Origin of the sequence: Blautia sp. HCP3S3_H10_2, assembly GCF_052122375.1 — a bacterium.
Classification (GTDB): domain Bacteria; phylum Bacillota; class Clostridia; order Lachnospirales; family Lachnospiraceae; genus Blautia_A.
In genome coordinates, this window is the sequence record NZ_JBQKCL010000004.1 from 39,646 (window position 1) to 64,798 (window position 25,153).

The 25,153-nt window shown below is 42.9% G+C and carries 23 protein-coding genes and 2 pseudogenes; 22 read left to right on the forward strand and 3 right to left on the reverse strand.

All coding sequences use genetic code 11. The features are described 5' to 3' along the window. Positions 1-17: 17 nt before the first annotated feature. The 4 genes from ACTQWB_RS05040 to ACTQWB_RS05055 all read left to right on the forward strand — a co-directional run bounded on the left by ACTQWB_RS05040 (position 18) and on the right by ACTQWB_RS05055 (position 4,475). Positions 18-1,217: an ABC transporter substrate-binding protein gene (locus tag ACTQWB_RS05040; protein ID WP_441500859.1), complete on the forward strand. Its 1,200-nt coding sequence runs from the start codon at positions 18-20 to the stop codon at positions 1,215-1,217. 108 nt (positions 1,218-1,325) lie between these two features. Then, positions 1,326-2,378: a FecCD family ABC transporter permease gene (locus tag ACTQWB_RS05045; protein WP_441500858.1), complete on the forward strand. Its 1,053-nt coding sequence runs from the start codon at positions 1,326-1,328 to the stop codon at positions 2,376-2,378. Between the two features lies 1 nt (position 2,379). Next, positions 2,380-3,480, forward strand: coding sequence for an ABC transporter ATP-binding protein (locus ACTQWB_RS05050; RefSeq protein WP_441500857.1), 1,101 nt, complete (start codon positions 2,380-2,382; stop codon positions 3,478-3,480). Positions 3,481-3,611: 131 nt separating this feature from the next. Further along, positions 3,612-4,475, forward strand: a complete 864-nt coding sequence (locus ACTQWB_RS05055; RefSeq protein WP_441500856.1) for a YitT family protein — start codon at positions 3,612-3,614, stop codon at positions 4,473-4,475. Here the strand turns inward: ACTQWB_RS05055 and ACTQWB_RS05060 are convergent. Beyond that, a complete protein-coding gene (locus ACTQWB_RS05060; protein ID WP_441500855.1) occupies positions 4,468-5,226 on the reverse strand; it encodes a response regulator transcription factor in 759 nt (252 codons plus the stop codon). The genes ACTQWB_RS05055 and ACTQWB_RS05060 overlap by 8 nt on opposite strands. After that, positions 5,213-6,973 (reverse strand): sensor histidine kinase, encoded by a 1,761-nt coding sequence (locus ACTQWB_RS05065; RefSeq protein ID WP_441500854.1) that lies wholly within the window; start codon positions 6,971-6,973, stop codon positions 5,213-5,215. The genes ACTQWB_RS05060 and ACTQWB_RS05065 overlap by 14 nt, the downstream gene beginning before the upstream one ends. Before the next feature lie 209 nt (positions 6,974-7,182). Between ACTQWB_RS05065 and ACTQWB_RS05070 the strand changes: the two genes are divergently transcribed. From ACTQWB_RS05070 to ACTQWB_RS05090, 5 genes are all read left to right on the forward strand, one after another. Continuing rightward, positions 7,183-8,430, forward strand: a complete 1,248-nt coding sequence (locus ACTQWB_RS05070) for an ABC transporter substrate-binding protein (protein ID WP_173717309.1) — start codon at positions 7,183-7,185, stop codon at positions 8,428-8,430. Positions 8,431-8,524: 94 nt separating this feature from the next. Then, positions 8,525-9,421 (forward strand): carbohydrate ABC transporter permease, encoded by an 897-nt coding sequence (locus ACTQWB_RS05075; protein WP_295303885.1) that lies wholly within the window; start codon positions 8,525-8,527, stop codon positions 9,419-9,421. After that, positions 9,418-10,251, forward strand: a complete 834-nt coding sequence (locus ACTQWB_RS05080) for a carbohydrate ABC transporter permease (RefSeq protein WP_118580283.1) — start codon at positions 9,418-9,420, stop codon at positions 10,249-10,251. The genes ACTQWB_RS05075 and ACTQWB_RS05080 overlap by 4 nt, the downstream gene beginning before the upstream one ends. A 25-nt stretch (positions 10,252-10,276) precedes the next feature. Beyond that, complete coding sequence (gene yicI / locus ACTQWB_RS05085; RefSeq protein ID WP_441500853.1) at positions 10,277-12,304, forward strand: alpha-xylosidase; 2,028 nt, start codon at positions 10,277-10,279, stop codon at positions 12,302-12,304. A gap of 164 nt (positions 12,305-12,468) precedes the next feature. Beyond that, positions 12,469-13,842, forward strand: a complete 1,374-nt coding sequence (locus ACTQWB_RS05090; RefSeq protein ID WP_118580280.1) for an MATE family efflux transporter — start codon at positions 12,469-12,471, stop codon at positions 13,840-13,842. A gap of 83 nt (positions 13,843-13,925) precedes the next feature. On the opposite strand, the gene ACTQWB_RS05095 is transcribed toward ACTQWB_RS05090, so the two are convergent. Continuing rightward, the gene (locus tag ACTQWB_RS05095) at positions 13,926-14,447 is read right to left on the reverse strand and encodes a hypothetical protein (RefSeq protein ID WP_441500852.1); all 522 of its coding nucleotides are present in this window, start codon (positions 14,445-14,447) and stop codon (positions 13,926-13,928) included. Positions 14,448-14,655: 208 nt separating this feature from the next. Between ACTQWB_RS05095 and ACTQWB_RS05100 the strand changes: the two genes are divergently transcribed. The 13 genes and pseudogenes from ACTQWB_RS05100 (at position 14,656) to ACTQWB_RS05160 (ending at position 25,109) form a co-directional block, all read left to right on the forward strand. Beyond that, positions 14,656-16,029 carry a sodium-dependent transporter gene (locus ACTQWB_RS05100; RefSeq protein WP_441500851.1) on the forward strand — a complete coding sequence of 458 codons (1,374 nt, stop codon included), beginning with the start codon at positions 14,656-14,658 and terminating at the stop codon, positions 16,027-16,029. A 57-nt stretch (positions 16,030-16,086) separates the two neighbouring features. Continuing rightward, positions 16,087-17,289, forward strand: coding sequence for a [FeFe] hydrogenase H-cluster maturation GTPase HydF (hydF, locus tag ACTQWB_RS05105; protein WP_441500850.1), 1,203 nt, complete (start codon positions 16,087-16,089; stop codon positions 17,287-17,289). A gap of 37 nt (positions 17,290-17,326) precedes the next feature. Next, positions 17,327-17,677, forward strand: a pseudogene (locus tag ACTQWB_RS05110) (LysR family transcriptional regulator); the annotation flags it as partial. Next, positions 17,644-17,844 (forward strand): annotated as a pseudogene (locus ACTQWB_RS05115) (carboxymuconolactone decarboxylase family protein); the annotation flags it as partial. The pseudogenes ACTQWB_RS05110 and ACTQWB_RS05115, both read left to right, overlap by 34 nt. A 203-nt stretch (positions 17,845-18,047) precedes the next feature. Further along, positions 18,048-18,476: a hypothetical protein gene (locus tag ACTQWB_RS05120; protein ID WP_441500849.1), complete on the forward strand. Its 429-nt coding sequence runs from the start codon at positions 18,048-18,050 to the stop codon at positions 18,474-18,476. A gap of 114 nt (positions 18,477-18,590) precedes the next feature. After that, positions 18,591-19,166, forward strand: coding sequence for an NUDIX hydrolase (locus ACTQWB_RS05125; protein WP_441500848.1), 576 nt, complete (start codon positions 18,591-18,593; stop codon positions 19,164-19,166). Positions 19,167-19,181: 15 nt separating this feature from the next. Further along, positions 19,182-19,913, forward strand: a complete 732-nt coding sequence (locus ACTQWB_RS05130; protein ID WP_441500847.1) for a class I SAM-dependent methyltransferase — start codon at positions 19,182-19,184, stop codon at positions 19,911-19,913. A 148-nt stretch (positions 19,914-20,061) separates the two neighbouring features. Next, positions 20,062-22,125 carry an alkyl/aryl-sulfatase gene (locus ACTQWB_RS05135; RefSeq protein WP_441500846.1) on the forward strand — a complete coding sequence of 688 codons (2,064 nt, stop codon included), beginning with the start codon at positions 20,062-20,064 and terminating at the stop codon, positions 22,123-22,125. A gap of 34 nt (positions 22,126-22,159) precedes the next feature. Then, a complete protein-coding gene (locus ACTQWB_RS05140) occupies positions 22,160-22,501 on the forward strand; it encodes a hypothetical protein (RefSeq protein WP_441500845.1) in 342 nt (113 codons plus the stop codon). Positions 22,502-22,661: 160 nt separating this feature from the next. Beyond that, positions 22,662-23,396, forward strand: coding sequence for a LytR/AlgR family response regulator transcription factor (locus ACTQWB_RS05145; RefSeq protein ID WP_441500844.1), 735 nt, complete (start codon positions 22,662-22,664; stop codon positions 23,394-23,396). A 4-nt stretch (positions 23,397-23,400) separates the two neighbouring features. Then, positions 23,401-24,162 (forward strand): hypothetical protein, encoded by a 762-nt coding sequence (locus tag ACTQWB_RS05150; protein WP_441500843.1) that lies wholly within the window; start codon positions 23,401-23,403, stop codon positions 24,160-24,162. 81 nt (positions 24,163-24,243) lie between these two features. Next, a complete protein-coding gene (locus ACTQWB_RS05155; protein WP_441500842.1) occupies positions 24,244-24,684 on the forward strand; it encodes an ATP-binding protein in 441 nt (146 codons plus the stop codon). Positions 24,685-24,719: 35 nt separating this feature from the next. Next, a complete protein-coding gene (locus tag ACTQWB_RS05160) occupies positions 24,720-25,109 on the forward strand; it encodes a PH domain-containing protein (RefSeq protein ID WP_441500841.1) in 390 nt (129 codons plus the stop codon). Positions 25,110-25,153: the final 44 nt, after the last annotated feature.

A 25,153-nucleotide genomic window follows, 5' to 3' on the forward strand; every position in this document is an offset into this window, starting at 1 on the left:
TTACAGGAGAGAACGAGATGTATAACCGAAAGCTGAAATATAAGATCTTAAGTGTTTTTGCAGCAGCGGTAATGACGTTCACCGCCATTACTCCAGTATGGGCAGAAGAGGAGAATGCAGAAACCACAGAGGCTTCTGCTGACGGTTCCTCTGATGAAAGTGAAAGCACCGCACCGGAAATTCCCGGACTTACTTATGAGTCCACTATGGATCTTTCTTTTGCAGAGTGCTTTGACGTTTATTATTACAACGATGGCTATAAACTTCTGGATGTCCATGATGATGCCAGGTATCTGGTAGTTCCGGAAGGAAAAGAGACACCGGACGGTCTGGATGAAGATATCAGGGTACTGCAGCAGCCTCTTGATACCATCTATATGGCTGCAACTTCTCCAATGGCTTTGTTTGATGCCATTGGAAGTGTTGATTCTATTAAATTATCCGGTCTGGATGCTTCCGGCTGGTATATCCAGGCTGCAGCAGATGCCATCAACAACGGGGATATGACCTTTGCCGGAAAATATGATGAACCGGATTATGAGCTTCTGGTTGGGGATGACTGTGATCTTGCCATTGAGTCAACCATGATCCTGCATGCCCCCAAGGTACAGGAGATGATCGAAACTCTGGGAATCCCGGTTTTCATCGACCGTTCCAGTTATGAGAGCCAGCCTCTTGGACGTACGGAATGGATCAAGCTTTATGGTGCGATGATGAATAAGGAAGAGGAAGCAAATACCTTCTTTGATCAGCAGGCCCAGATCATTGAGAAATTAAAGGATTTCACCAATACGGAGAAAACAGTGGCATTCTTCTATATCAATACCAGCGGTTCTCCAGTGGTCCGCAGCCCGAAAGATTATATCTCCAGCATGATCGAGGTTGCGGGCGGAAGAAATGTTTTTGCAGATCTTCAGGATGACAGTGGAAAAACTTCTGTATCGATTACAATGGAGGAGTTCTACAATACAGCTGTAGACGCAGATTACCTGATCTACAATTCCAGTATTGATTCCTCTGTAAAGAGCATTGATGATCTCCTTGCAAAAGACAGTCTGATGGCTGATTTTAAAGCTGTAAAAGAGGGAAATGTCTGGGTAACAGATGATTCCATGTATCAGCATACAGACACTATCGGAGAACTGATCAATGACCTCAACCTGATGTTCACAGATGGAAACGAGGAGGATATGACCTTCCTTCACAAGCTGAGCTGATTGTGTTGCCGGATAAGCGATTTACATAAAAGATACCAGACTTTGAAAGCGGACTTCTGATAAGTAGTCCGCTTTCCTTAGACAAAACATAAATGGAGTATAATTAGAATGAACAGACAATCCGATGGAACCAGTTTCCACATGGAGAACTTTAAGAGAAGATCTCGCTATACATTGGTTTTTGTTCTGTTGATCCTGGCGTTTGGCCTGATCACAGTTTTGAATATCAATACAGGAAATGTTCACATTTCCCTGTCTGAGATCGTAAATATCCTTTTGAAAAAAGCCACTGACACCAAGGAATACAGCATCATCTGGAAGATCCGTCTTCCCAGGATCCTGATGGCAGCCATCCTTGGAGGTGCATTATCTTTATCTGGTTTTCTTCTTCAGACCTTTTTTGAAAATCCCATTGCAGGACCTTTTGTTCTGGGAATTTCCTCGGGCGCCAAAATGGTAGTCGCACTTACTATGATCTACTATCTTGAAATCGCCCAGAATGTAACCTCTTATACTTTGATCATCGCTGCCTTTATCGGTTCCTTGATTTCCATTGGCTTTATTCTTTTGATTTCCAAAAGGATCAAGCACATGGCTACTCTTCTGGTTGCGGGAATCATGATCGGTTATATCTGTTCCGCAGTTACAGACTTTGTGATAACCTTTGCAGATGATTCCAATATTGTAAATCTTCATGGATGGTCACAGGGAAGTTTCTCTGGTATGAGCTGGAGCAATGTTTACATTTCCTGTGCAGTTGTGGGTGTCACCCTGCTCCTTACGTTCCTGCTGTCAAAGCCCATCGGGGCTTATCAGCTGGGAGAAGCTTATGCGCAGAGTATGGGTGTGAATATTAAATTTTTCCGTGTTGCATTAATCCTGCTTTCCAGCATTTTGTCTGCAACAGTAACTGCTTTTGCAGGACCTATTTCCTTTGTTGGAATTGCAGTTCCATTCCTGATGAAAAGAAGCTTTGGTACATCCAGACCGTTGATCATCATTCCGGGAACCTTCCTGGGAGGTGCTGTTTTCTGTATGATGTGTGACCTGATCGCCAGAATGGCGTTCGCGCCTCTGGAGCTGAACATCAGCACCGTTACCTCCATCTTTGGAGCACCAGTTGTTATTTTCATGATGTTGCGAAAGAAGAGAGGAAACTAAAATGGACAATTATTATTTTCATATGGACAACCTTTCTGTTGGCTACAATCGAAAGGCACTGATCCACGATATTTGTATTGGAATAAAAAAGGGAGAGATCGTAACTCTCATTGGTCCCAACGGTTCGGGGAAATCCACAATTTTAAAAAGTATTACAAGACAGCTGCAGATCATTGGCGGAAAGGTCTATTTTGATAACCAGAATCTGATGTCCTTTTCCTTCCGGGATCTTTCTACCCGTATGGCGGTAGTTCTTACTGAGAGAATGAAGCCGGAGCTGATGACCTGCCATGACATTGTGGCAACCGGCCGTTATCCTTATACTGGAAGGCTTGGCATTCTTACAAGGGAAGATGAAGAAAAGGTAGAAGAGGCCATGAAGGCGGTACATGCAGAAGTTCTTGGCAGCCGTGACTTTAACAATATCAGTGACGGACAGCGCCAGAGAGTGCTTCTTGCACGCGCTATCTGCCAGGAACCAGATATTATTATCCTGGATGAGCCTACTTCTTTCCTGGATATTAAACATAAGCTGGATCTTTTATCTATTCTTCGGGATATGGCGAAGAAAAAGCAGATAACTGTTATCATGTCTCTTCATGAAATTGACCTTGCACAGAAGATTGCTGATAAGATCATCTGTGTAAAGGGAGATACCATTTCCCATTTTGGAAAACCTGAGGAAATTTTTGAGGAGAATATGATCCGGGATCTTTATGAGATCAACAATGGTTTTTTTGATCCGCTGTTTGGAAGCATCGAGCTTCCAAAGCCGGAGGGAGAAGCAAAAACTTTTGTGATCTGTGGAAACGGCACTGGTATTCCCATATTCCGGCAGCTTCAGAAGGAGCATACTCCTTTTATTGCAGGCGTTCTATACACCAATGATGTGGATTACCGCCTGGCAAGACTGCTGGCCAATCAGGTGATCACAGAGAAGCCCTTTATGGAAATCAGCGAGGAAACCTTCCAGAAGGCTTTAAAAGCCATGGAAAGCTGTGACAGAGTTATCTGTACAAGCGTACCTGTTGGAAGCTGCAATAAGCGGCTGGGAGAGCTTATCAAGGCAGCAAAGAAAAGCAGAAAAGTGCAGTTTGTATAAAGAAAAAACTCTATATCAAAAGCAGTGAGGGATTTTAAGCTCATTATATAAAAAACAGAAAAAAACACTCTATACGGAACACATGTTTTACGCTATACTAATTTTACTGAAGGGAGGAGATAAAATAACTTATGAAAAAGAAGATTTTTACAAAAGATAACCTGATTTTCTTTTTAATTCTGAATCTGGGATTAATTTTTACAGCAGTTGGAATTTCCATTTTCAAAACGCCAAACCACTTCGCATTTGGCGGTACATCCGGTTTGTCCATTATCCTGTCTACCCTGTTTCCGAAGTGGAATGTAGGCGCATTCATGTGGATCGTCAACGCAGCGCTAGTTATACTCGGATTTTTCTTTCTGGGAATCCGTTCTATGGGATGGACTATTTATTCCTCCTTTGCCCTGTCTTTTTATGTAAGTGCCTGTGAAGTGATCTATCCGCTTAGTTTCCCGCTGACACATGATGTATTCCTGGAGCTGTGCTTCGCGGTTATCCTGCCAGCAGTAGGAGCGGCCATGGTATTTAACGTAGGTGCTTCCACTGGTGGTACCGATATTGTAGCCATAATCCTGCACAAATATACCAGTCTGGAGATTGGACGCGCCCTTCTGGTCAGCGATCTTGGAATCGTACTGATCGCCGCTTACCTTTACGGTGCACAGACCGGACTTTACTGTATCCTGGGAATGATCTTGAAATGTACCGTCGTAGACAGCGCCATTGAGAGCCTGAACCTGCGAAAGGTCTGTACCATTATCAGCAAGTACCCAGATCAGGTGGAAGACTTTATTATCAACGATCTTCACCGTTCTGCAACTGAGCAAAATGCCTTCGGTGTTTATACCAAACAGGAGCAGAAGGTACTGATGACTGTTCTCACCAGAAGCGAGACCAACCGCCTTCGCATTCATTTAAGACAGATCGATTCCCACGCTTTCATTACCATTGTAAACAGCAGTGAGATCATTGGAAAAGGCTTTCGGTCTATTTAGTATTTCTGCTCACGAAACACTTATTTCTGCAATCTGTGGGCGTAATTCCAAAGAAATTCCGAAATGCCTTACTGAAATAGTTATTATCGGAATATCCAACCCGGGCAGCAACTTCCTGGATCTTAATAGAAGGATTTTCCAGCAGTTCTTTCGCCCGGGTCATTCTGACCATAAGGAGGTATTCCTGAATGGTCATCTCATAATGCTGGCGAAAAAGGCGTGTCAGATACTCCTGGGTAAAGAAGTACTTCTTCGCATAACTGCTAATCTTAAGGGGCTGTGGATAGTTCTGGTCAATATCCTGCCGGATCCTGGCGACAACTTCATCAGGGGAAAGCTTTGGCACTTCTTTTTCTAAACAGGTACCAGTATTTCCCAATGTCTGGACTGCTTTATCAATGGCAGCATTCAATTCTTCCCGTGCAATTGGTTTTAACAGATAATCAATGGCACCACATTTCAAAGCTGCCTTTGCGTAATCAAAATAATCATACCCACTGATTACAATAAAACAGGTATCCCTAAATTCACGTGAAGCCTTTTCCAGGAATTCCATGCCATTCATAATCGGCATCTGCATATCTGCAAAAACAATCTGGGGCTTTATTTCCCGCATGGTTTTTAAAGCTGCAACACCGTTGGTTTCCTGATAAAGTTCTGTAATATGATAATCTGCCCAGTGCCCAAGCCTGCTTATTGCAATTCTAGCAGGTGCCTCATCGTCAATAATCAGTACTTTATACATTTTCATTTCCCCTCTTTCTGATTGGAAGTTCCATTTTTACTTCTGTAAACTGATCGCCCTGTGATTCCAGAAACAGACCAGCCTCTCCCTGATAGAGTATTTTCAGACGGCTTGCAAGATTGGGAAGTCCGATGGAATTGCCAGTATCTGCTGATTTTCCGGAAAAAATATCATTCAGTTCTTTCACTTTTTCTGGGAGAATTCCCTTTCCATCGTCATATACACTGATGAGCAGCCGGTTATTTTCCATACACACCCGGATAATAATATGAAGAACAGCTCCGTCCTCCGGCATTCCGTGTATAATGGCATTTTCCACCAGCATTTGAATACTGATTTTTGGAATCACTGCCAGATTTACCTTTGGATTAATTTTCTTCGTCACTTCCAGACGCCCGCCTAGTCTTGTTTTCTGCAAAAGAATATACCGGTCTACATAATCAAGTTCCTCCTGCAAGTGGACGAGCTCTCTGCCTTTAATGGTATAACGAAGATTTGCAGACAAAGACACAATCATATCATAAATTTCCTGGCAATCTGCAAGCAATGCTTCTGTAGCAATCGCCTGAAGAGTGTTATAGAGAAAATGTGGATTCAGCTGGGCCTCCAACGCCTGGAGCCTGGAATTTTTCTCATTGATGCTGGAAATATAGTTGGTCTCGATCAATTCATTAATGTGGGTTGCCATGTCGTTATAGCTTTCTGTTAATGCACAGGTTTCCTTACAGCCTCCGCCAAAAGCTGTGGGAGAAAAGTCTCCTTCACCCATTTTTCCCATCTGGTAAGACAGCCTCTTCAATGGAATTGTGATCATCCGGATCATGAGCGTAACAATAATGATCAGACAGATAGTGATCACTGCAATCTGCATTACCAGAGGAAGCAAAAAGTCCCTTGCCCGGTCATCCCAGGCGCTTTTAGGAAGCAGGGAAAGCAGGACAATGCCCGTCTCTTCACTGGTCCTGCGAAGTACAAGATAAGAAATTCCACCGATATTTACATTTTCAACATCTGAATGAAGCCCAAAAAGCTGTTTTTTTTCTTTTTCTTCCTGATTTCGGATATCCTCAGAACTGGAATATAAAAGTTCACCATCTGAATTATACAGGCATAAGATCTGCCCATAATCCTGATGGTTTTTCATAAGCAGCCGCAGCTGTGTAGTATCTACATCCACATAAGACAAACTGACTGGTTCCCGGTTTCTCAGGCGGATCAGGTAGTGATAATACCGGAAAAACACATCTTCTGAATCCGGGGGCGCCAGATATTCATATTTGTCATTGCTTCCACAGGCAATATAAGGTCTGGATATTTCAGTATCTTTTACAGGGGTCGATAAAATATGCTGTCCCCCAACCCCTGCATTCCGCTCAAAACATAAATCCTGATTCATTGCTGTAATGGAATAAGAACGGATATCTGTTCTGCTATGATAGGAAGACTGGATTTCCTGTTTTATGTCACTGATCTCAGAAGAGGAAAGAGGTTTTCTCTTCAGCAGGGAATTATAGACAGATACATTCAGGCAGGGCTGTACGCAAAAGATCCGCAGACCCTGAATATATTGATCCAGATTTGCCACATCCATCTCCAGAATAGTCTGTGTGGAAGAAGTATATTCCTCTGCAAAAGACCTTGCCTGACCAGAATAACCACTATATAAAATAATTCCAAATGCAAGAACGATCACAGACAGGATCACAACTGTCAGCTGCGTCTGCATGGATAAATTTTCTATTTTCTTTTTCATACATAAAGCTCCTTTTTATTATGGCAATATTATACAACTTGTTGTATTTATTCACAATAGAACAGGTTATAGATATCAAACTTTTACCATAAACAGTTTGATTTTTTCTATTTATTTGTAATATTGCATAGTGTATGATTAGATTATCAAAAACAAAGCAGGCTGCCGTGGGCGAAACGGGCAGCAGCAAAAAGAAGGAGGATATGCATATGCATAAGAAACAAATTGCTTTATTAATGGCCGGTTTAATGACAGTCAGTTCTCTTACAATGGGTTCTGTAACCGTAATGGCAGACGATGATCCGGTAGAGCTTTATTTCATGTTTAATGGTCCGGAATACACAGACGCTTACCATGATCTGATCGATCATTATACAGAAGAACATCCAAATGTATCCATTGAGCTGGAAGTCCTTCAGAATGATTACCAGACTGTACTCCGTTCCAGATTAAATTCCGGTGAGGTTCCGGACCTGTTCCTTTCCAGTGCATACAGCGACAATACTTTATATGCAGATTATATTTATAACCTGGATGACGAAGAGTTTATGAAAAACTTTTCCGAGACAACCCTTACATCTGTAACAGAAGATGGCCATATTACAGGAATGCCATTCCTGGTTCAGTCCCATGGCTTTATCTATAACAAAGCATTATTTGAGCAGGCTGGAATCACAGAACTTCCAACTACCTTAGACGAGCTTCGCACCGTTTGTGAGAAATTGACAGATGCAGGTATTCAGCCATTTAGCTCCGGATTTGGTGAGTGGTGGATCCTTCCACAGACCGTTTATCCGTCTATGAGTGATGCCTATGACGGCGATTATGACAAGCTCTTTGAAGATGTGAAAAACGGAGATCTGAAATTCGGCGAGCTTCCGCAGGTTGATTTTGCACTTGATCTTCTGGATCTGATCAAGGAGTACAGCGGTGACAAGCCAATGGAGTCCACCAATGATCTTCAGTGCTCCGATTTTGCAACAGGAAAAGTTGCCATGATCCACAATGGCTCCTGGGACGAGGCAAGTATCCGCGCCATTGCCCCTGATATTGATATGGGTTATGTTTATATGCCCCGCATGGACGAAAAAGCAGTTCTCGCAGTTGAGTCCAACCTTACCTTCCGTGTAGCAAAAGATTCCGAAAATCTTGATACGGTTCTTGATTTCCTGAACTACATGTGTACTTCTGATTATGGAAGAAGCTGGGTTCCATCAGTTATCGGCGATATCTCCCCACTTACCGGAGCAGATGCACCTGATACACAGCTTGCAGCAGAAACAGCAGCTGCACAGGATAATTCCGTAACATGTCCATGGTGGATCTTTAAAGGACCAGAAGGTGTAGAAGAGCCATTTGGTACCGCATTCCAGAACTATGTTGCAGGAAATGCAGACCGCGACGAGACAAAAGAGGTTCTTACCCAGTTATTTGTTGATGCTTACGATGCAATGTAATTTATTATAAAATGATCGCGTGAATAAAAACGAAAACAGGGCGGCTGACAATTTCGGCAGCCCTGTTTTTCCGAAAAGGACAGGAGGTTTCTTTATGCAGGCAAACAGCCAGAAACGAAGGGCCAGAAAAACAGCATTGGAATTCGCAGGATATGTAGCCCCTGCAGTTTTCTTCATCACGCTGTTTGTAGGAATTCCTTTCGTTATGTGTATTTATTATTCCTTCCGTAAATGGAACGGTATTGGAAAAACATCGGAATTTATCGGACTCGAAAATTATATCCGGCTTTTTACCAATGATCCAGCCTTTGTCAGTGCGCTGAAATATACCTTTATCTATGCCATTGGAACAGTACTGATCGTAAATGTACTTGCCATTTTTTTTGCCGCACTTCTGGAATCCAAGATCAAAGGCAAAGGATTTTTCAGAGCCGCTTTTTATATTCCCAATATCATAAGCCTTGTTATCATTGGATTTATCTGGAAATTTATCTGTACCAGAGTATTTGAAGCACTTATGTCCATAACCGGATGGGGAATTTTCGGTCTTAGCTGGCTGGGAGACTCCCAACTGGCTGTGTTCTCCACCATCATTGTTTCTGTTTGGCAGAGCCTTGGCTTTTATATCCTGATCTACGTTGCAGGTATGCAGGGAGTACCAACGGAACTAAATGAATCCGCAGACCTGGATGGGGCAGGAGCAGTCCGCAGATTTTTCTCAATTACTATCCCGCTGATCATGCCGTCCATTTCCTTCTGCATGTTCCATTCTGTTGCCAATTCCTTAAAAATGTTTGAATTGATCTTCAGCTTGACAGGCGGCGGTCCGGGAACATCCACTACATCAATTGCACTTGATATTTACAACACTGCATTTAACAACAGCCGCTATGGATATGGAAGCGCCAAAAGTGTAATTCTTTTTATCATCGTTCTGGTGATCTCCGTAATTCAGGTTAATTTCTTTAAAGGCAAGGAGGTAGAGGCATGAGTAAAAAAAGCAAAGCACTTCACGGTGTAATACAGTTATTCCTGATCCTTTTTCTGCTTTTATATCTTTCCCCTCTTTTCCTGGTGGGAATCAATGCCTTTAAAAGCTATCAGGAAATCATGACAGATGTTATGAGCCTTCCATCTGCTTTTACTCTTGACAATATAAAAAATGTATTTCATGATATGAAATATCCAGCTACTTTTTTGAATACACTCATCGCCACAGTAATAGGAACTCTCGGCATTATCGTGATCGCTTCCATGGGAGGCTATAAAATGGCACGTGTGAAAACACGCTACAGCCGTTTCTGTTTCCTGTTCTGCATTGCGCCTATGATGATCCCGTTCCAGTCCTTTATGCTTACTCTGGTAAATGTAGCCACCACTTTACATATCAATGGGAAAATATGGGGACTTGCCATTATTTACTGGGGGCTTGGTGCCCCAATGAGTATTTTCCTGTATCAGGGCTTTGCCAAGGGCATTCCCCTGGAACTGGAAGAGAGCGCACTTATTGACGGCTGCAACCAGTTTCAGCTTTTTACCCGTATTATCTTTCCAATGCTGAAATCCTGTACTGCGACGGTTACGATCATCAATGTAATGTGGATCTGGAATGACTTTCTTCTTCCCCTTCTTATGCTGGGCGGAAGAAAGAGCAGCAAAACCCTGCAGCTTGCAGCCTACAGCTTTATGGGACAGTACAAAATGGAATGGCAGAACATTATGTCTGCTGCGATCCTGATCATTATCCCGGCGCTGATCCTGTATCTGATTTTCCAGAAATCTATTATCAAGGGTGTTGTAGCTGGAGCCGTAAAAGGCTGACCGATTTTCAAAGGAGGAATGGAAGATGAAGTTTACCAATGGCTTCTGGCTTGTGAGAGATGAATTTCAGGCTGATTATGTAAGAGACATTTATGAGGTAGAAGAGCGGGAAAACGAACTCCTGGCTTTTGCCCCCTATAAACAGATCCTGGGACGTGGGGATACTTTAAACATTGGAATGATGACCTATACCTTCACCGCACCAGCAAAGGACATTTTGGGAATCCACATGGTAAATCACGCTGGAAATTACGTAAAAAGCCCATCATTTGAATTGTATGGTGATTTAGATAAAAGTCCGGAACGTGAATGTGAGAAAGCTTCCGGCAAAGAAAAATGGACGTTAAAGTCAGGAAATCTTTCCCTGGAATTTGAAACTGGTTCCCCTGAAATGAAGTTTTATGGAGATGGAAGGGAGCTTACCTGTATCAAGAGCAAAACTACGGGAATGATGCATCATAAACAAGGCATGAACTATCTGGTCTCCGGACTTAATTTAAGTGTTGGCGAGCTGGTTTATGGTCTTGGGGAACGGTTTACCCCTATGGTAAAAAATGGCCAGACCGTGGATATCTGGAATGAGGACGGCGGTACAGCCAGTGAAATTTCCTATAAGAATATTCCGTTCTATTATACGACCAAAGGCTATGGCGTCTTTGTCAATCATCCGGGACGTGTCAGCTTCGAGGTAGGTAGTGAGAAGGTGGAAACCGTACAGTTTTCTGTAGAAGATGAGGAACTGGAATACTTTGTTATTTATGGTCCTACCCCTTTGGAAATTATAGAAAAATACACAGCCCTTACCGGAAGACCGGCATTGCCGCCTAAGTGGTCCTTTGGCTTATGGCTTACCACATCCTTTACCACCAACTACGACGAGGCTACGGTAAACAGCTTTATTGATGGATTTGAACAGCGCCATATTCCTCTTTCAGTTTTCCATTTTGACTGTTTCTGGATGAAAGGCTTCGAATGGTGCAACTTCACCTGGGATAAAGATATGTTCCCGGATCCGGCAGGTATGCTGGAACGTTTTCATAAGCGAGGCTTAAAAATCTGTGTTTGGATCAATCCCTATATTGCACAGAAGTCGCCTCTGTTTGGAGAAGCCATGGAAAAGGGCTATCTTCTGATGAAAGACAATGGAAGAGTTTGGCAGTGGGATATGTGGCAGGCTGGTATGGGACTGGTAGACTTTACCAATCCAGATGCATGCAGCTGGTACCAGAGTAAGCTGAAAGCACTTCTGGATGTGGGAGTGGATTGTTTCAAAACAGATTTCGGAGAACGTGTTCCTACCAATGTAAAATGGTTCGACGGCTCTGATCCGGAAAAAATGCATAATTATTACACGTATCTTTATAACCAGTGCGTATTTGAGCTTCTGAAAAAAGAAAAAGGAGAAAGCGAAGCTGTTCTTTTTGCACGAAGTGCAGCACCAGGCGGACAAAAATTTCCAGTACACTGGGGCGGAGATTCAACCAGCCAGTATATTTCCATGGCCGAAACCTTAAGGGGCGGGCTTTCCCTTATGGACAGCGGCTTTGGCTTCTGGAGCCACGATATTGGCGGCTTCGAGGATGATGGCTCAGCTGATCTGTACAAAAGGTGGGTGGCTTTCGGACTTTTATCTTCCCACAGTCGTTTACACGGATCCAGTTCTTATCGTGTTCCATGGAATTATGATGAAGAGGCCTGTGAGGTTCTGAAATACTTTACCGAGCTGAAATGGAAGCTTATGCCTTATATTTACAGCCTTGCACAGACTGCCCATGAAAAAGGGCTTCCCGTAATGCGTCCAATGCACATGCAATACCCAAAAGACAGAAACTGCGCATATCTGGATCAGCAATATATGTTGGGAGACCGCATTCTGGTTGCACCTGTATTTTCCTCAGATGGAAAACAGGATTTTTATCTTCCAGAAGGAAACTGGGTACATCTTCTTACCAAAGAACCTGCACAGGGAAACCAGTGGCATACCGGAACCTTTGATTACTTCAGTCTGCCATTGTATGTAAGAGAAGGAGATCCTTTACTAAAAGTTATTTAATAGAAAGATTTTACAGGCACTGTCTGGCATGTTTGTCCCAGACAGTGCCTTTTTAATGTCAAAATATTGTTATTTTCTGTCAGAAAAGGGATAGCTTTTGGGACAGAAAAACAGTATAATACCAAATAGTTTATTTAAATATAGGTATTTACTAAGGAGGGAAAATGAAAAGAATACTTTCAATTGGAAAAGATGATTTTTATCCGCAGATTTTCCGGCTGGCGGTTCCAATTATTATACAGAATCTGCTCAGTGCGGCTGTGAATTCAGCGGATGTGATCATGTTGAATTACGTGGGGCAGTCCGCTATTTCGGCGGTATCCCTGGCAGCCAATTATTCCAATATTTTATTTATGGTGTATTATGGCATCGGTACCGGAGCCTCTCTTTTGTGCTCCCAATATGCCGGTAAAAAGGATTTTCAGGCGATTCATGTAGTAGAGGGAATCGCACTTCGTTTCTCTGTGTTGATTTCCCTGTTGGTTGCCCTGGTTGCATTTACTGCGCCTCAGATGATGCTGAGGCTATTTACCAATGATCCTGAGCTGATCACCATTGGTTCCTCCTATATCCGCATTATGGGCGTTACCTATATCTGCTGGGGAATCTCGGAGATCTATCTGGCAGTTCTTCGAAGTATTGGAAGAGTAACCATCAGTATGGCGCTGAATATGCTGGCATTTATTCTGAATATATTCCTAAATGCAGTTTTTATCTTCGGCCTGTTCGGTGCTCCGAAGCTTGGTGCAACCGGCGTTGCAATCGCCACCGCTGCATCAAGACTGATCCAGCTGATTGGCTGTGTGGTTGTATCTTCCTTTAGTAAAAATGTGAAGCTGAATCTGGCATATATGTTCCTTCGCAGTAAAGTATTGTTTCAGGACTTTATCCGTTTGTCACTTCCGGCACTTGGAAACGACCTGTCCTGGAGCGTTGCTTTTTCCATGTATTCTGTAATCCTGGGACACCTTGGCACTGACGCGGTGGCCGCTAATTCCCTGGTTACTGTGGTGCGGAACATTGGCTCTGTATTCTGTTTTGCCATTGCAAGTGCGGGAACCATTCTTCTTGGGCAGATCATGGGAAAAGGAGACCTGGAAAAATCCAGACGATACGCTTCCAGAATGCTGAAGCTGACTGTGATCACCGGTGCACTTGGAGGGCTGATCGTCCTTGCCATCACTCCTTTTGTGATGAAATTTGCTTCCCTGAATGACACCGCTATGCATTATCTGAAATACATGCTTCTCATTAACACCTACTATATTATGGGATCCGCAGTAAATACTGCGCTGATTGCAGGTGTCTTTCGGGCAGGGGGCGATACGAAATTTGGCTTAATCTGTGACACGGTAGATATGTGGGTATATGCGGTGCCGCTAGGTTTCTTCGCTGCCTTTGTACTGAAGCTTCCGGTGTTGTGGGTTTACTTTCTGCTCTGTACAGACGAATTCGTGAAATGGCCCTGGGTTTTCCATCATTACCGAAAGGGAGAGTGGGCGAAAAATATTACCCGGGAAGATATTTTTGAACAATAGGATCTGATGAAAAATGGACACAGACTGTAATGTCTTTATTACTGAACCTCCAATAATGGCATTGTGATCTGTGTCCATTTTGGTTAGATTTCTACCAGAATTCCCTTTTCCTTATCATACTTACAATATTTCCCCTTTCCGGAAATAAATGGCTGATAGGTATTGGTACGAGTATCTTTCACATATACAATTCCGGTAGCGATCATTTCTACCAGTGAGAATCGTTTGCTCAGGCTGGAAATCCAGGCATATGTCTTATTGCTGTCTGAGTCAGCTGCCACCAGAGAGTAGCCTTCTTCACATGGTTTCAGTGAGAAGTAAATTTTCTCAGGCTTAGAAGTCTCTTTAAACACCTGGCTTGCTATGTAAGAAGAGAAATTCTTCTCCACAAACTGCTGGAAAGAATACAAGGTGTAAACTTCCCCGCTGACTTCGTCTGTGATCCGGTCCCCGCGCTGCAGACGTGCCTTGATCAGGGACAAGGTTTCAATTGTCCAGTTAATAAAGGAAATACTGCTGTAGGTCATGCTCTCCTGAAGCTGGTCGATCAGCTTCCTGGTCAATACATTTGATCTTGTTGCTTCGTTAAAAAGTTCTTCGTTCATAATCCGCACCCTCCATAACATATATGGTAATTGATGCTTTCATTATAAGAGTTTATACCATCAAAAGCAACAATCCACACATCTTTTTTTGTTTTTTTATATATTATTTGCCAATAATCCAAAACCATGGTATCATCTAAGAAATATTATTTTTAGATAACTGACTCAGAACAGTTATAATTTATGAAGAAATGAAAGGTAGAATCTTATGGAAAAACATCATCATGAAAGAAGCTCGTTTTCTGGAAAATTAGGATTTGTGCTGGCTGCTGCCGGGGCATCTGTTGGTCTGGGAAATATATGGCGTTTCCCCTATCTGGCAGCAAAATATGGCGGCGGAATATTTTTGCTGGTATACATTATTCTGGCATTAACCTTTGGTTACTCTATGATCATTGCAGAAACTGCACTTGGCCGTATGACCAGAAAAAGCCCCGTAGGTGCTTTTGGCAAATTCGGCAAATCGAAATGGCTGTCCTTTGGAGGCTGGATCAATGCGATCATACCTGTTTTGATCGTTCCATATTATTCGGTTATCGGTGGCTGGGTAATCAAATATCTCCTGGAATATATGAAAGGCAACAGTCAGAAGCTTGCAGAGAATGGCTATTTCTCTGATTTTATTTCAAATGGCAAATCTGCTGAGATCTGTTTCCTGGTATTTGCGTTATTAACAGTTGCAATCATTTATGCCGGAGTGCGCAACGGAGTAGAACGTGTATCCAAATTTATGATGCCGGTTCTCGTATTTTTATCCATTCTGATCACTATTTATTCGGTAACAAGGCCTGGCGCTCTTGCAGGAGTGAAATATTTCCTTGTACCAAACCTGGAGAATTTCTCCTGGATGACGGTAGTAGCTGCAATGGGACAGATGTTTTATTCGTTGTCCATCGCAATGGGTATTCTTGTAACCTTTGGATCTTATATGAAAAAGGATGTTTCCATCGAAGGTTCTACAACGAATGTGGAAGTATTTGATACTGCCATTGCAATCATGGCAGGGCTTATGATCATTCCTGCTGTATTTGCTTTTTCCGGTGGAGATCCGGATACTCTCCAAGCGGGACCTGCATTAATGTTCATTACCATTCCCAAAGTTTTTGCAAGTATGGGATTTGGAACACCAATTGGATTTTTGTTCTTTTTACTTGTGCTGTGCGCAGCACTTACCAGTTCCATTGCCCTTACGGAGAGTGCGGTATCTACTTTCCAGGATGAGCTGAAATGGAACCGCAAAAAAGCTACCGTGATCGTTGGTATCATTATGATCCTGTTAGGCAGTCTTTCCTCACTGGGTTACGGACCTCTTGGCTTTGTAAAGATCATCGGAATGCAGTTCCTGGATTTCTTTGATTTTCTGACCAATTCCGTAATGATGCCAATTGCAGCTTTTACAACCTGCCTTTTAATCTCCAGAGTTATCGGAGTAGAAAAAATAGAAGAAGAGGTTTCTGTATCCGGTGGAACTTTCCGCAGGAAAAAAATTTTTAATTTTATGATCCGGTATCTTTGTCCGATTTTTGTAGCGATCATTCTGCTTAGCTCTGTGGCAAATGCATTTGGATGGATTTCCATGTAACTTACAGGAATAATTTTCAAACCCGCTTCAGGCTGGTTCTTACAGAAAGGAAACCATATGAGCAATTTAAACCAGACTCCATCTGCAAACCGTCTGCACATCAGCTTTTTCGGCTGTCGCAATGCAGGCAAATCAAGCGTTGTCAATGCTGTGACCGATCAGGAGCTTTCCATTGTATCAGAAATAAAAGGAACTACCACAGATCCTGTGACGAAATCCATGGAGCTTTTACCGCTTGGTCCTGTAGTGATCATAGACACCCCTGGCATTGATGACACAGGAGCGCTTGGAGAACTGCGTGTGCAGCGCACAAAGAAAATCCTAAATAAAACGGATATCGCAGTTCTGGTAGTGGATGGTACAGTTGGAATGAACGATGCAGACTGCCAGCTGGTAAATTTATTTCGCCAGAAAGAGCTTCCTTATCTGGTGGTCTACAATAAAGCTGATTTGATGCCATCTGTGCCAGAAGCCAAGGAAAACGAAATCTGGGTAAGTGCAATTAAAAAAACTAACATCTGGGAATTAAAAGAACAGATTGGCTCTTTGATGAAAACAGATTCTATAACGCACAAACTGGTTGGACAGCTGTTAAAGCCCATGGATTTCGTAATTCTGGTCTGTCCGATTGATGAATCCGCTCCTAAGGGAAGAATGATCCTGCCTCAGCAGCAGGCAATCCGCGATGTGCTGGAGGCTGGTGCAGTAGCACTGGTTGTCCGGGAGCATGAGCTGCAGGATACACTGGAGCGCATTCAGAATAAAGCTGCTATGGTCATCACCGACAGCCAGGTCTTTGCCCTGGTAGGAAAAGTTACTCCAGATTTCATTCCACTGACCTCTTTTTCCATACTGATGGCAAATTATAAAGGATTTCTAAAAACAGCTGTCAGCGGTGTTTCCACATTAAAAAATCTAAAAGACAAAGATACGGTCCTGATTTCTGAAGGCTGCACCCATCATCGTCAGTGCAATGATATCGGTACTGTCAAGCTTCCCAGATGGCTGCAGGAATATAGTGGAAAAAATCTGAATTTCCAATTTTGTTCCGGGCGTGAATTCCCGGAAGATGTCAGTCCTTATGCGCTGGTTGTCCACTGTGGAGGCTGCATGCTTACAGAGCGGGAGGTCCAGTACCGTATGCGTTGTACTATAGACCAGGGAATTCCTTTTACCAATTATGGAACTGTAATAGCAATGGTTACCGGAACATTAGAACGCAGCTTGCGGATATTCCCGGAAATCCACGATATGCTTTGATCATATGTCATGAAAAAAGCTATTGGAGGCAGTCATTATGGTTCTAAGAGTATTACGCTATTTTTTAACAGTAGCCAAAGAGCAGAGCTTTACCAAAGCTGCAGAACAATTAAATATCACCCAGCCAACACTTTCCAGACAGCTTGCTGCCCTGGAGGAAGATCTTGGAGCAAAGCTGTTTAACAGGAGCGGACACTGCATCACCCTTACGAATGAAGGCTTGCTGTTAAAAAGACGGGCTCTTGAGATCGTAGATCTGGAAGACAAGATCCTAAGTGAGTTCAAAGGCACTAATGAAACCATGGAGGGAAAGATCACCATTGGCTGTGGTGAGTTTATGGCAGTTGAGATTCTGGCAAAAACCAGGAAGAAGGCAAAGAAGCCATTGAAATGAAGCCAGGCGACTGCATTAACATTCCTGCAGAGGTAAAACACTGGCACGGCGCTGCACCGGATAGCTGGTTCAGTCATCTGGCCGTAGAGGTACCAGGTACCGAGACCTCTAATGAATGGTGTGAAGCTGTTTCAGCGGAAGAATATGGGAAACTGAAGTAATCACACACTCTTATAAAAACACCTGCAATCAGCATTGTTTGTGGGTGTTTTTATTTTTCCTGATTTAAAAGTCTTCTTAAGCGGGTACTGGTACATTATGATAAATAGACCTTGACATAAACCAGACTTTAAGTATTAAAATAGAAATAATTATATTGAAACAGAAAGGAATTAATAAACTATGTTATATAGAAAACTTCCTCATGGCACTGAACAGATCAGTGTATGTCCATGTTATGCAGGATGATGTGGAGCTGATAGACGACCGTTTCTACATAATCGGACGAAAGGATAAATCAGAAGAGTACTCCTCTGGCCGTAAAACAATGGAAGAACTGACCAGAAATCTGGATCCGGAGAAATTTTCCATTGTTCTGGATCATCAGCCCCAGGACTATGAGAACCAGGCTGCATCTGGCGTGGATCTTGTCCTGTCCGGACATACCCACGGCGGACAGCTTTTTCCACTTATGACAATCGAAAACCACAGTAATCTGGCCGCGGATGACCGTGTCTATGGTTATGAAAAAAGAGAGAACACTAATTTTATTGTAACCTCTGGCATTTCAGACTGGGCGATCAAATTCAAGACGGGATGTAAATCAGAATATGTTTTGATTGAAATACAATAAACGTCTGTTATCAATAAAATATATTAACCTCCTTGCTCTTTTCAGAAGCCGTACAACAGTAGTATAATAATAACTATTAATACTGTTAGAAAAACGTAGAAGGAGAACGTTCGTATGGACCGCCAAGAATTAATAAACCAGATAGGAAACTATATTCCTTTTAATGAGCAGGAGGAAAAAGATAAAGTATTGATTGCAGAATGGATCCGGAATAATGAGAATGCTTTTTCCAGAGAGAACCCCATTGCCCATCTCACCGCCTCCGCATGGGTGGTAAACCAGGACAGAAGTAAAGTCCTAATGGTTTATCACAATATTTACAATTCCTGGTCCTGGCTGGGAGGACACGCAGACGGTGAAACGGATCTGCTATCTGTGGCTATCCGTGAAGTAAAAGAAGAAGCAGGCATTTCAAATGTTCATCCTGTTTCAGAAGAAATCTTTTCTCTGGAATCTCTTACTGTAGATGGACATGTGAAAAAGGACAGATATGTATCCAGCCATCTGCATCTTAATATTACCTATTTACTGGAAGCAGATTCCAGAGAAGCAGTTTCCATAAAAGCAGATGAGAACAGCGGCGTTGCCTGGTTTTCCATGGAAGAAGCGTTAAAGAAATCCACAGAACCATGGTTTGTGCAAAATGTTTATGCGAAGCTGATCCAGAAAATGAAGACAATGACCTTTTAGAAAGAGAACTTATTTATGAGTGATAAAATTACCATCTGCCTTGAAAAAGGCGGACAAAAAGATATGGCAGAATCCTTTTCCAGACGGACAGGAATCCCCATTTTCGAAAAAACGGGAGACAATCTGACTGTCCTTTTTAATTCCAAAGGTGTTTCACTGACAGGTTATGGCCTTAGCTATCAGGGAGATTTCGAAAATATGCTCCACAGGGTTACCAATGGCCGCCTGCAGCATGAAATACTGGTTCGTGCTGCGAAATCAGAAAAGCCAGGACGTAAAGCCATTGATGCCACAGCCGGCATGGGAGAAGACGGATTTCTTCTGGCGGCCCAGGGCTATGAGGTGACACTTTATGAACAGAATCCGGTAATTGCAGTACTTCTGAAGGACGCACTCCGACGTGCAAAGAAGCATCCTGTATTGAAGGAGATTGCAGCACGCATGAAGCTGGTAGAAGGAAATAGCGTAGAACTGATGCCATTGCTTCTTGACCCTGTAGATGTAATTTACCTGGATCCCATGTTTCCCGCAAGACAGAAGTCCAGCCTGATCAATAAGAAACTGCAGCTGATCCAGAAGCTGGAGCCACCATGTTCAGAAGAGACCGATCTTTTCGATGCAGCGATCAGTGCCCGGCCGGAGAAGATCATCGTGAAACGACCACTGAAAAGTAAATTTCTTGCAGGCAGGAAGCCGTCTTACACTTTGAATGGGAAAGCAATCCGTTATGACTGCTACACCTTATGAGTGTTTTTACCCTATTGTTCATTGGTAATCTTTTATCGATACATTTCATTCCAGATACTTGCGATTCATTCCCTGTATCTGGATAATGCCCTTCCTTATGGTATGGTTTGTATAAAGAAAACACCAAATGATAAGGAGGAAAATGCTTATGAAAAAGAGAATCGCGCTTGCGTTGCTTGGAGCGTTGCTGGTCACCACAATTGCTCCGGCTTCTATATATGCACAGGAGGCCGAAAGCACCGAAACAGCGGAAGCAACAGAAACGTCTGATAATTCGTCTGATGCATTAACACCAGACAAGAAGCCTGCTACCGAGATTACCAGACAGATCAACGAAAATGTTTACCAGGTGCTGGATTTTGACGACACGCAGGAGAAAGAATTTGCAGAAAAAGGCTTCATAACTGCACCTGATTCCCTGCAGATCACAGATAATGACGGTAACATTGTCTGGAATATGGACAGCTATGAATTCGTGAGAGATGCTGATTCTCCGGATTCCGCCAATCCAAGTCTCTGGCGGAATACCCAGTTAAATGCAAATTACGGACTTTTCCAGGTAACGGACGATATTTACCAGGTGCGTGGATATGACCTTTCCAATATGACATTTGTCCGCTCGGATAACGGATGGATCATTATGGATTGTCTGGCAAGCAGCCATACGGCGAAGGCTGCTCTGGATTTATTTAAATCTGAAATGGGAGATATCCATATTGTAGCAGTGATCATCAGCCATGCCCATATAGACCATTATGGCGGTATTGAAGGTATCCTTACGAAGGAAGAGGTTGCGGATCCCACTCTTTCCCTGGACGAGCAGATTGCTTCCGGAAAAACAGCGATCATTGTCCCTGACGGCTTCGAAGATGCAGTTATGTCAGAGAACGTATTTGTAGGAACAGCAATGAAGCGCCGCTCCTTATACCAGTATGGCACTCCAATACCGGCGGGAGAGCAGGGACGTCTTTCCGTAGGTATCGGTCTTGCCGTATCGCAGAACGGATTAGGTTATCTTTCTCCTACCTTTAATGTTACAGAAGATGTCTTCGAGACAACCATTGATGGTGTGAAAGCCATTTTCCAGCTTACCCCGGATACAGAATCACCGGCAGAAATGAACACCTATTTCCCGGATAAAAAAGCACTCTGGCTGGCAGAGAACTGTACCGGAACCATGCACAATCTCTACACACTGCGCGGTGCACAGGTACGTGATGCAAACAGCTGGGCACGTTATATCACAGAAGCACAGAGCCTTTTCGGGAAAGATGCTGAGGTTGTTTTCCAGTCCCATAACTGGCCGCACTGGGGCAATGATGTAATCCAGGAATATATGACAAATACAGCAGCTGTGTACAAATTTATGCATGACCAGACCCTGCTTTATATCAACCAGGGATATACATCCACAGAAATTGCCAATATGATCGAGCTGCCGGAAGCATTGAATAAAGTATGGTATACCCGTCAGTATTATGGTACATTGAAACACAACGTAAAAGCTGTTTACCAGAAATATATGGGCTGGTATGATGCAAATCCGGTACATCTGGATGAACTGGAGCCAACCGAATATGCAACGAAGCTGGTAGAATACCTTGGCGACACAGATAAAGTCCTGGAAATGGCAAAAGCTGACTACGAAAAAGGAGATTACCAGTGGGTAGCACAGATCACAAACACACTGGTATATGCAGATCCCGATAACCAGGAAGCAAAATACCTTTGCGCAGATGCCCTGGAGCAGCTTGGATACCAGGCCGAATCCGGTGCCTGGAGAAATGCATATATGGTAGCGGCATTTGAACTCCGCAACGGAACAGGTCTGTATCCACCAGGTGAAGTAACCGGAGCAGGAAGCACTGCCCAGCAGATGGATACCCAGACCACACTGGACTATATGGGAATCATGCTTGACAGCACAAAGCTTGCAGACAGATCCTTTACCATCAATCTTCAGGTTACAGATGACCAGGATTATCTTCTGAAAGTACACCATGGAGTACTTCTGTATTATCCAGGTGATCAGGATGAAGCAGCCGACTTAACGATTCGCACCAGAAAGACCGGTATCCTGGCAATTGCCGCATGCAATGAGGATGGAGTCAGCAAGCTGGTTGAATCCGTAGAGGGTGACCAGGAGCTCTATAATGCATTCCGTGAGAGTATGACGCCTCTCAGCCTGTACTTTAACATTATTGAGCCATAACAGTTCCTTTTATAACGATCAGGAGGACTGACAGATGAAAACGATTATATTATATGGATATCCAGAAGACTGTAAGGCATCCGGAGAGTATCTGAACCACTATACGATAAGATGCTTTTCCGAACAGGAGGAGCTGATTCCTGCACTTCTGGAGGAATGTCCGGCAGCAGTCCTGGTATTAATGGAAAAGGCAGCTGGAATGGAGGGAGTAATTGCCGTAAGAAGGATATATCCCGGGCTTCCAATTGTATGGTTTTCAAATGACAGTGGGTTTGCACCACAAGCCTACCGCCTACAGGTAAATTACTTTGCCCTTCTGCCGGTCAACGAGGATAAAATAAATACAGCACTTAGAAAATGCGGATTAAACAGGTGAACCTCCAGCGTAAGACGATTTCCAGACAATAGAGATAATTGATTCCGCAGATTGCCAAACAGGAAAATTCTGTTATAATAATGTCAGGAATAAGAAATTCTTATTCCTGACATTTTTAACTTATACCTATAACACATAAACACCTATAAAAGGAGATAAAATGGAAGATTCCATTCGAATTGCAATTTGTGATGATCAGAAATCAGACAGGGAAATACTTCTCACCTTACTTTCTTCTTATCTGGACCAGAATAATCTATGCGCCAGAATTGATGAATTTGAATCTGGTGAAGCGTTTCTGGAAGCAGATACCACACGTTACAGCCTTGTGTTTATGGATATTTTTATGGGGAAACTAAATGGAATGGAAACCGCCCGGAAAATTATCCAGAAGAATCAGAAGATACAGATTGTCTTTGCCAGCACGAGCATTGATTTTGCAGCAGAGGCATTCAATATCGAAGCGCTTCATTACATCGTAAAACCTATTGAGGAGGCACAGGTATACAGTGTCCTGGATAAATTTTTCGAAAGCTTTTATTCTATGAGAACTGTTTCCGTAAAGGTTGGAAGATTGGAAGAATATGTTTATCTTTCAGATATCCTGTACATAGAAGCAAAAGGGAAAAAGACCCTGATCCATATGAAAACAGGTATTCTGGAATCGTCACAATCCCTTTATGAGATGGTGCAGCTTCTTCCCCCAGGTGACTTTTGCATGCCGATCCGGTGGGCATTGGTCTCCATGCGGGAGATCACTTCCATGCCTTCCGATAAACTAAAATTATCTGATCAGACCGAGATTCCCATCAGCCGCGGAAAGCGGGAAGAGATCAAAAATGCCTTTGCAGATTTCAGATGGTCTGACATGAGACGAAGAATGAGAGGACGATAAGCGAATGGAAATACTTGTAAGTCTGCTCTGCATGCTGATCCATATTCCCAGCCTGATGCTGCGATATGTTCCTTTCAAGGAAAAAATTTCATCCAAAGATAAAAAAAGGCTGATATTCTGGTATTCGCTGACAATGATCTTTGATTTTTTCCTGTGTCTGTGGATTCTGGAAACCAGGAATATGACGGTCACATTTTATAAATTAAATACACTGTTATATTGTATTATAGTAGGAATCGTAAATGTCCTGATCATAAAAGGATATACAAAAGAACATCTATTTTCCTTCGGACTTACCGCCTTACTCGTCTGGCTTACCTTTGCACTTGCAGTCTATATTACAGACAAAATCGGATATACTACGCTAAACCAGGGCTTGCTTATGGAAACTGTTATTGGTTTTGTCATTTATCTGCTTTCGTATCGGTGGTACCGCAGCCTGATGTGCCGAACCATAACACCGTTTCTTGATATTGACAGTGAAGATTACTGGAATAATATATGGTTTATTCCTATTGCCATGTTTTTTAGCGGTCTCTTTTCCCATGGTATGGAAGAATACACCGCTACAGCAATGCAGCTGGTCAGCAGGATTCTGATCGGTCTGGCAACTATTGTTCTCTGTCACAGAATTGCGCAGGATTACAGGAAAATGCTGGAAAAAGTCCAGATAAACCAACAGCTGGAAATGCAGAAAAAATATTATGAGGTGCTGACAGAAGCTGTACAAAACGAACGTGAGGTGCGGCATAATTTCAAACACTAGCTTGCGGCACTTAAAGGATTTCTAGATAACGGCAACGAAGAAGAACTGCGGCAGTATTGCGACAGTCTGGAAAGCACCCTGTTGAATATTGCAGAAATTCCATACACTGGGAATGCGGCTGCGGATGGTGTCTTATATCATTATGCCAGTATAGCCAAAGAGAAGCAGATAGCTTTTAAAGTCTGCTGCAGGCTGAATAAATTATCCATATCTGACACAGATCTGTGCTGCCTGCTTGGAAATGCCCTGGATAACGCAGTAACAGCATGTGAAAACGTTAGCGGTAAGCGATACATTACCGTAGCCTCCGAAAAAAATCAGGATATGCTGATGCTTACGGTGGATAATTCCTTTGATGGAAACCTTCTGAAAAACGGAGAGAAGATTTTATCCAGAAAACGGGAAAATGAAGAAGGAATCGGTATCCGCTCCATGAAACAGATCTGTGAAAAATATGGGGGAACCAGCCGGTTTGAAGCCGAAAGCGATTGCTTTGAAGCCAGCTTTATGATACATATATAATTATTAATTTACGAAATAAGAAAGAAGGAATACTTATGACATACAAAGAAAAGAAGCGCTCTATGTTTCTGGGATTACCATGGACTTTTACCTCTTACACGGTAACAGATGAAATCATCACTGTAGATTCAGGTCTGCTACGGAAAGAAGAAAATGACTGCTACCTGTATAAAGTAATCGATGTCCGGCTGGAGAATACCCTGCTGGAGAGAATTCTTGGGCTGGGCACCATACACTGTTTCACTGGAGATGTGACCGATCCGGATCTGAAACTGGTTCATATCAAACACGCGAAAGAGATCAAGGATTATATCCTGAAACAGTCAGAAACTGAAAGATTGAAAAGAAAAACTCTGAATATGCAGCATCTGGACGGAAATCCAGGCATAAGCCATATGGCAGAAAACGACAGCTGCAGGCAATGATAGCGAAAAAGAAATCATGGTAATTGTTTTTGGGAGGGACTAGG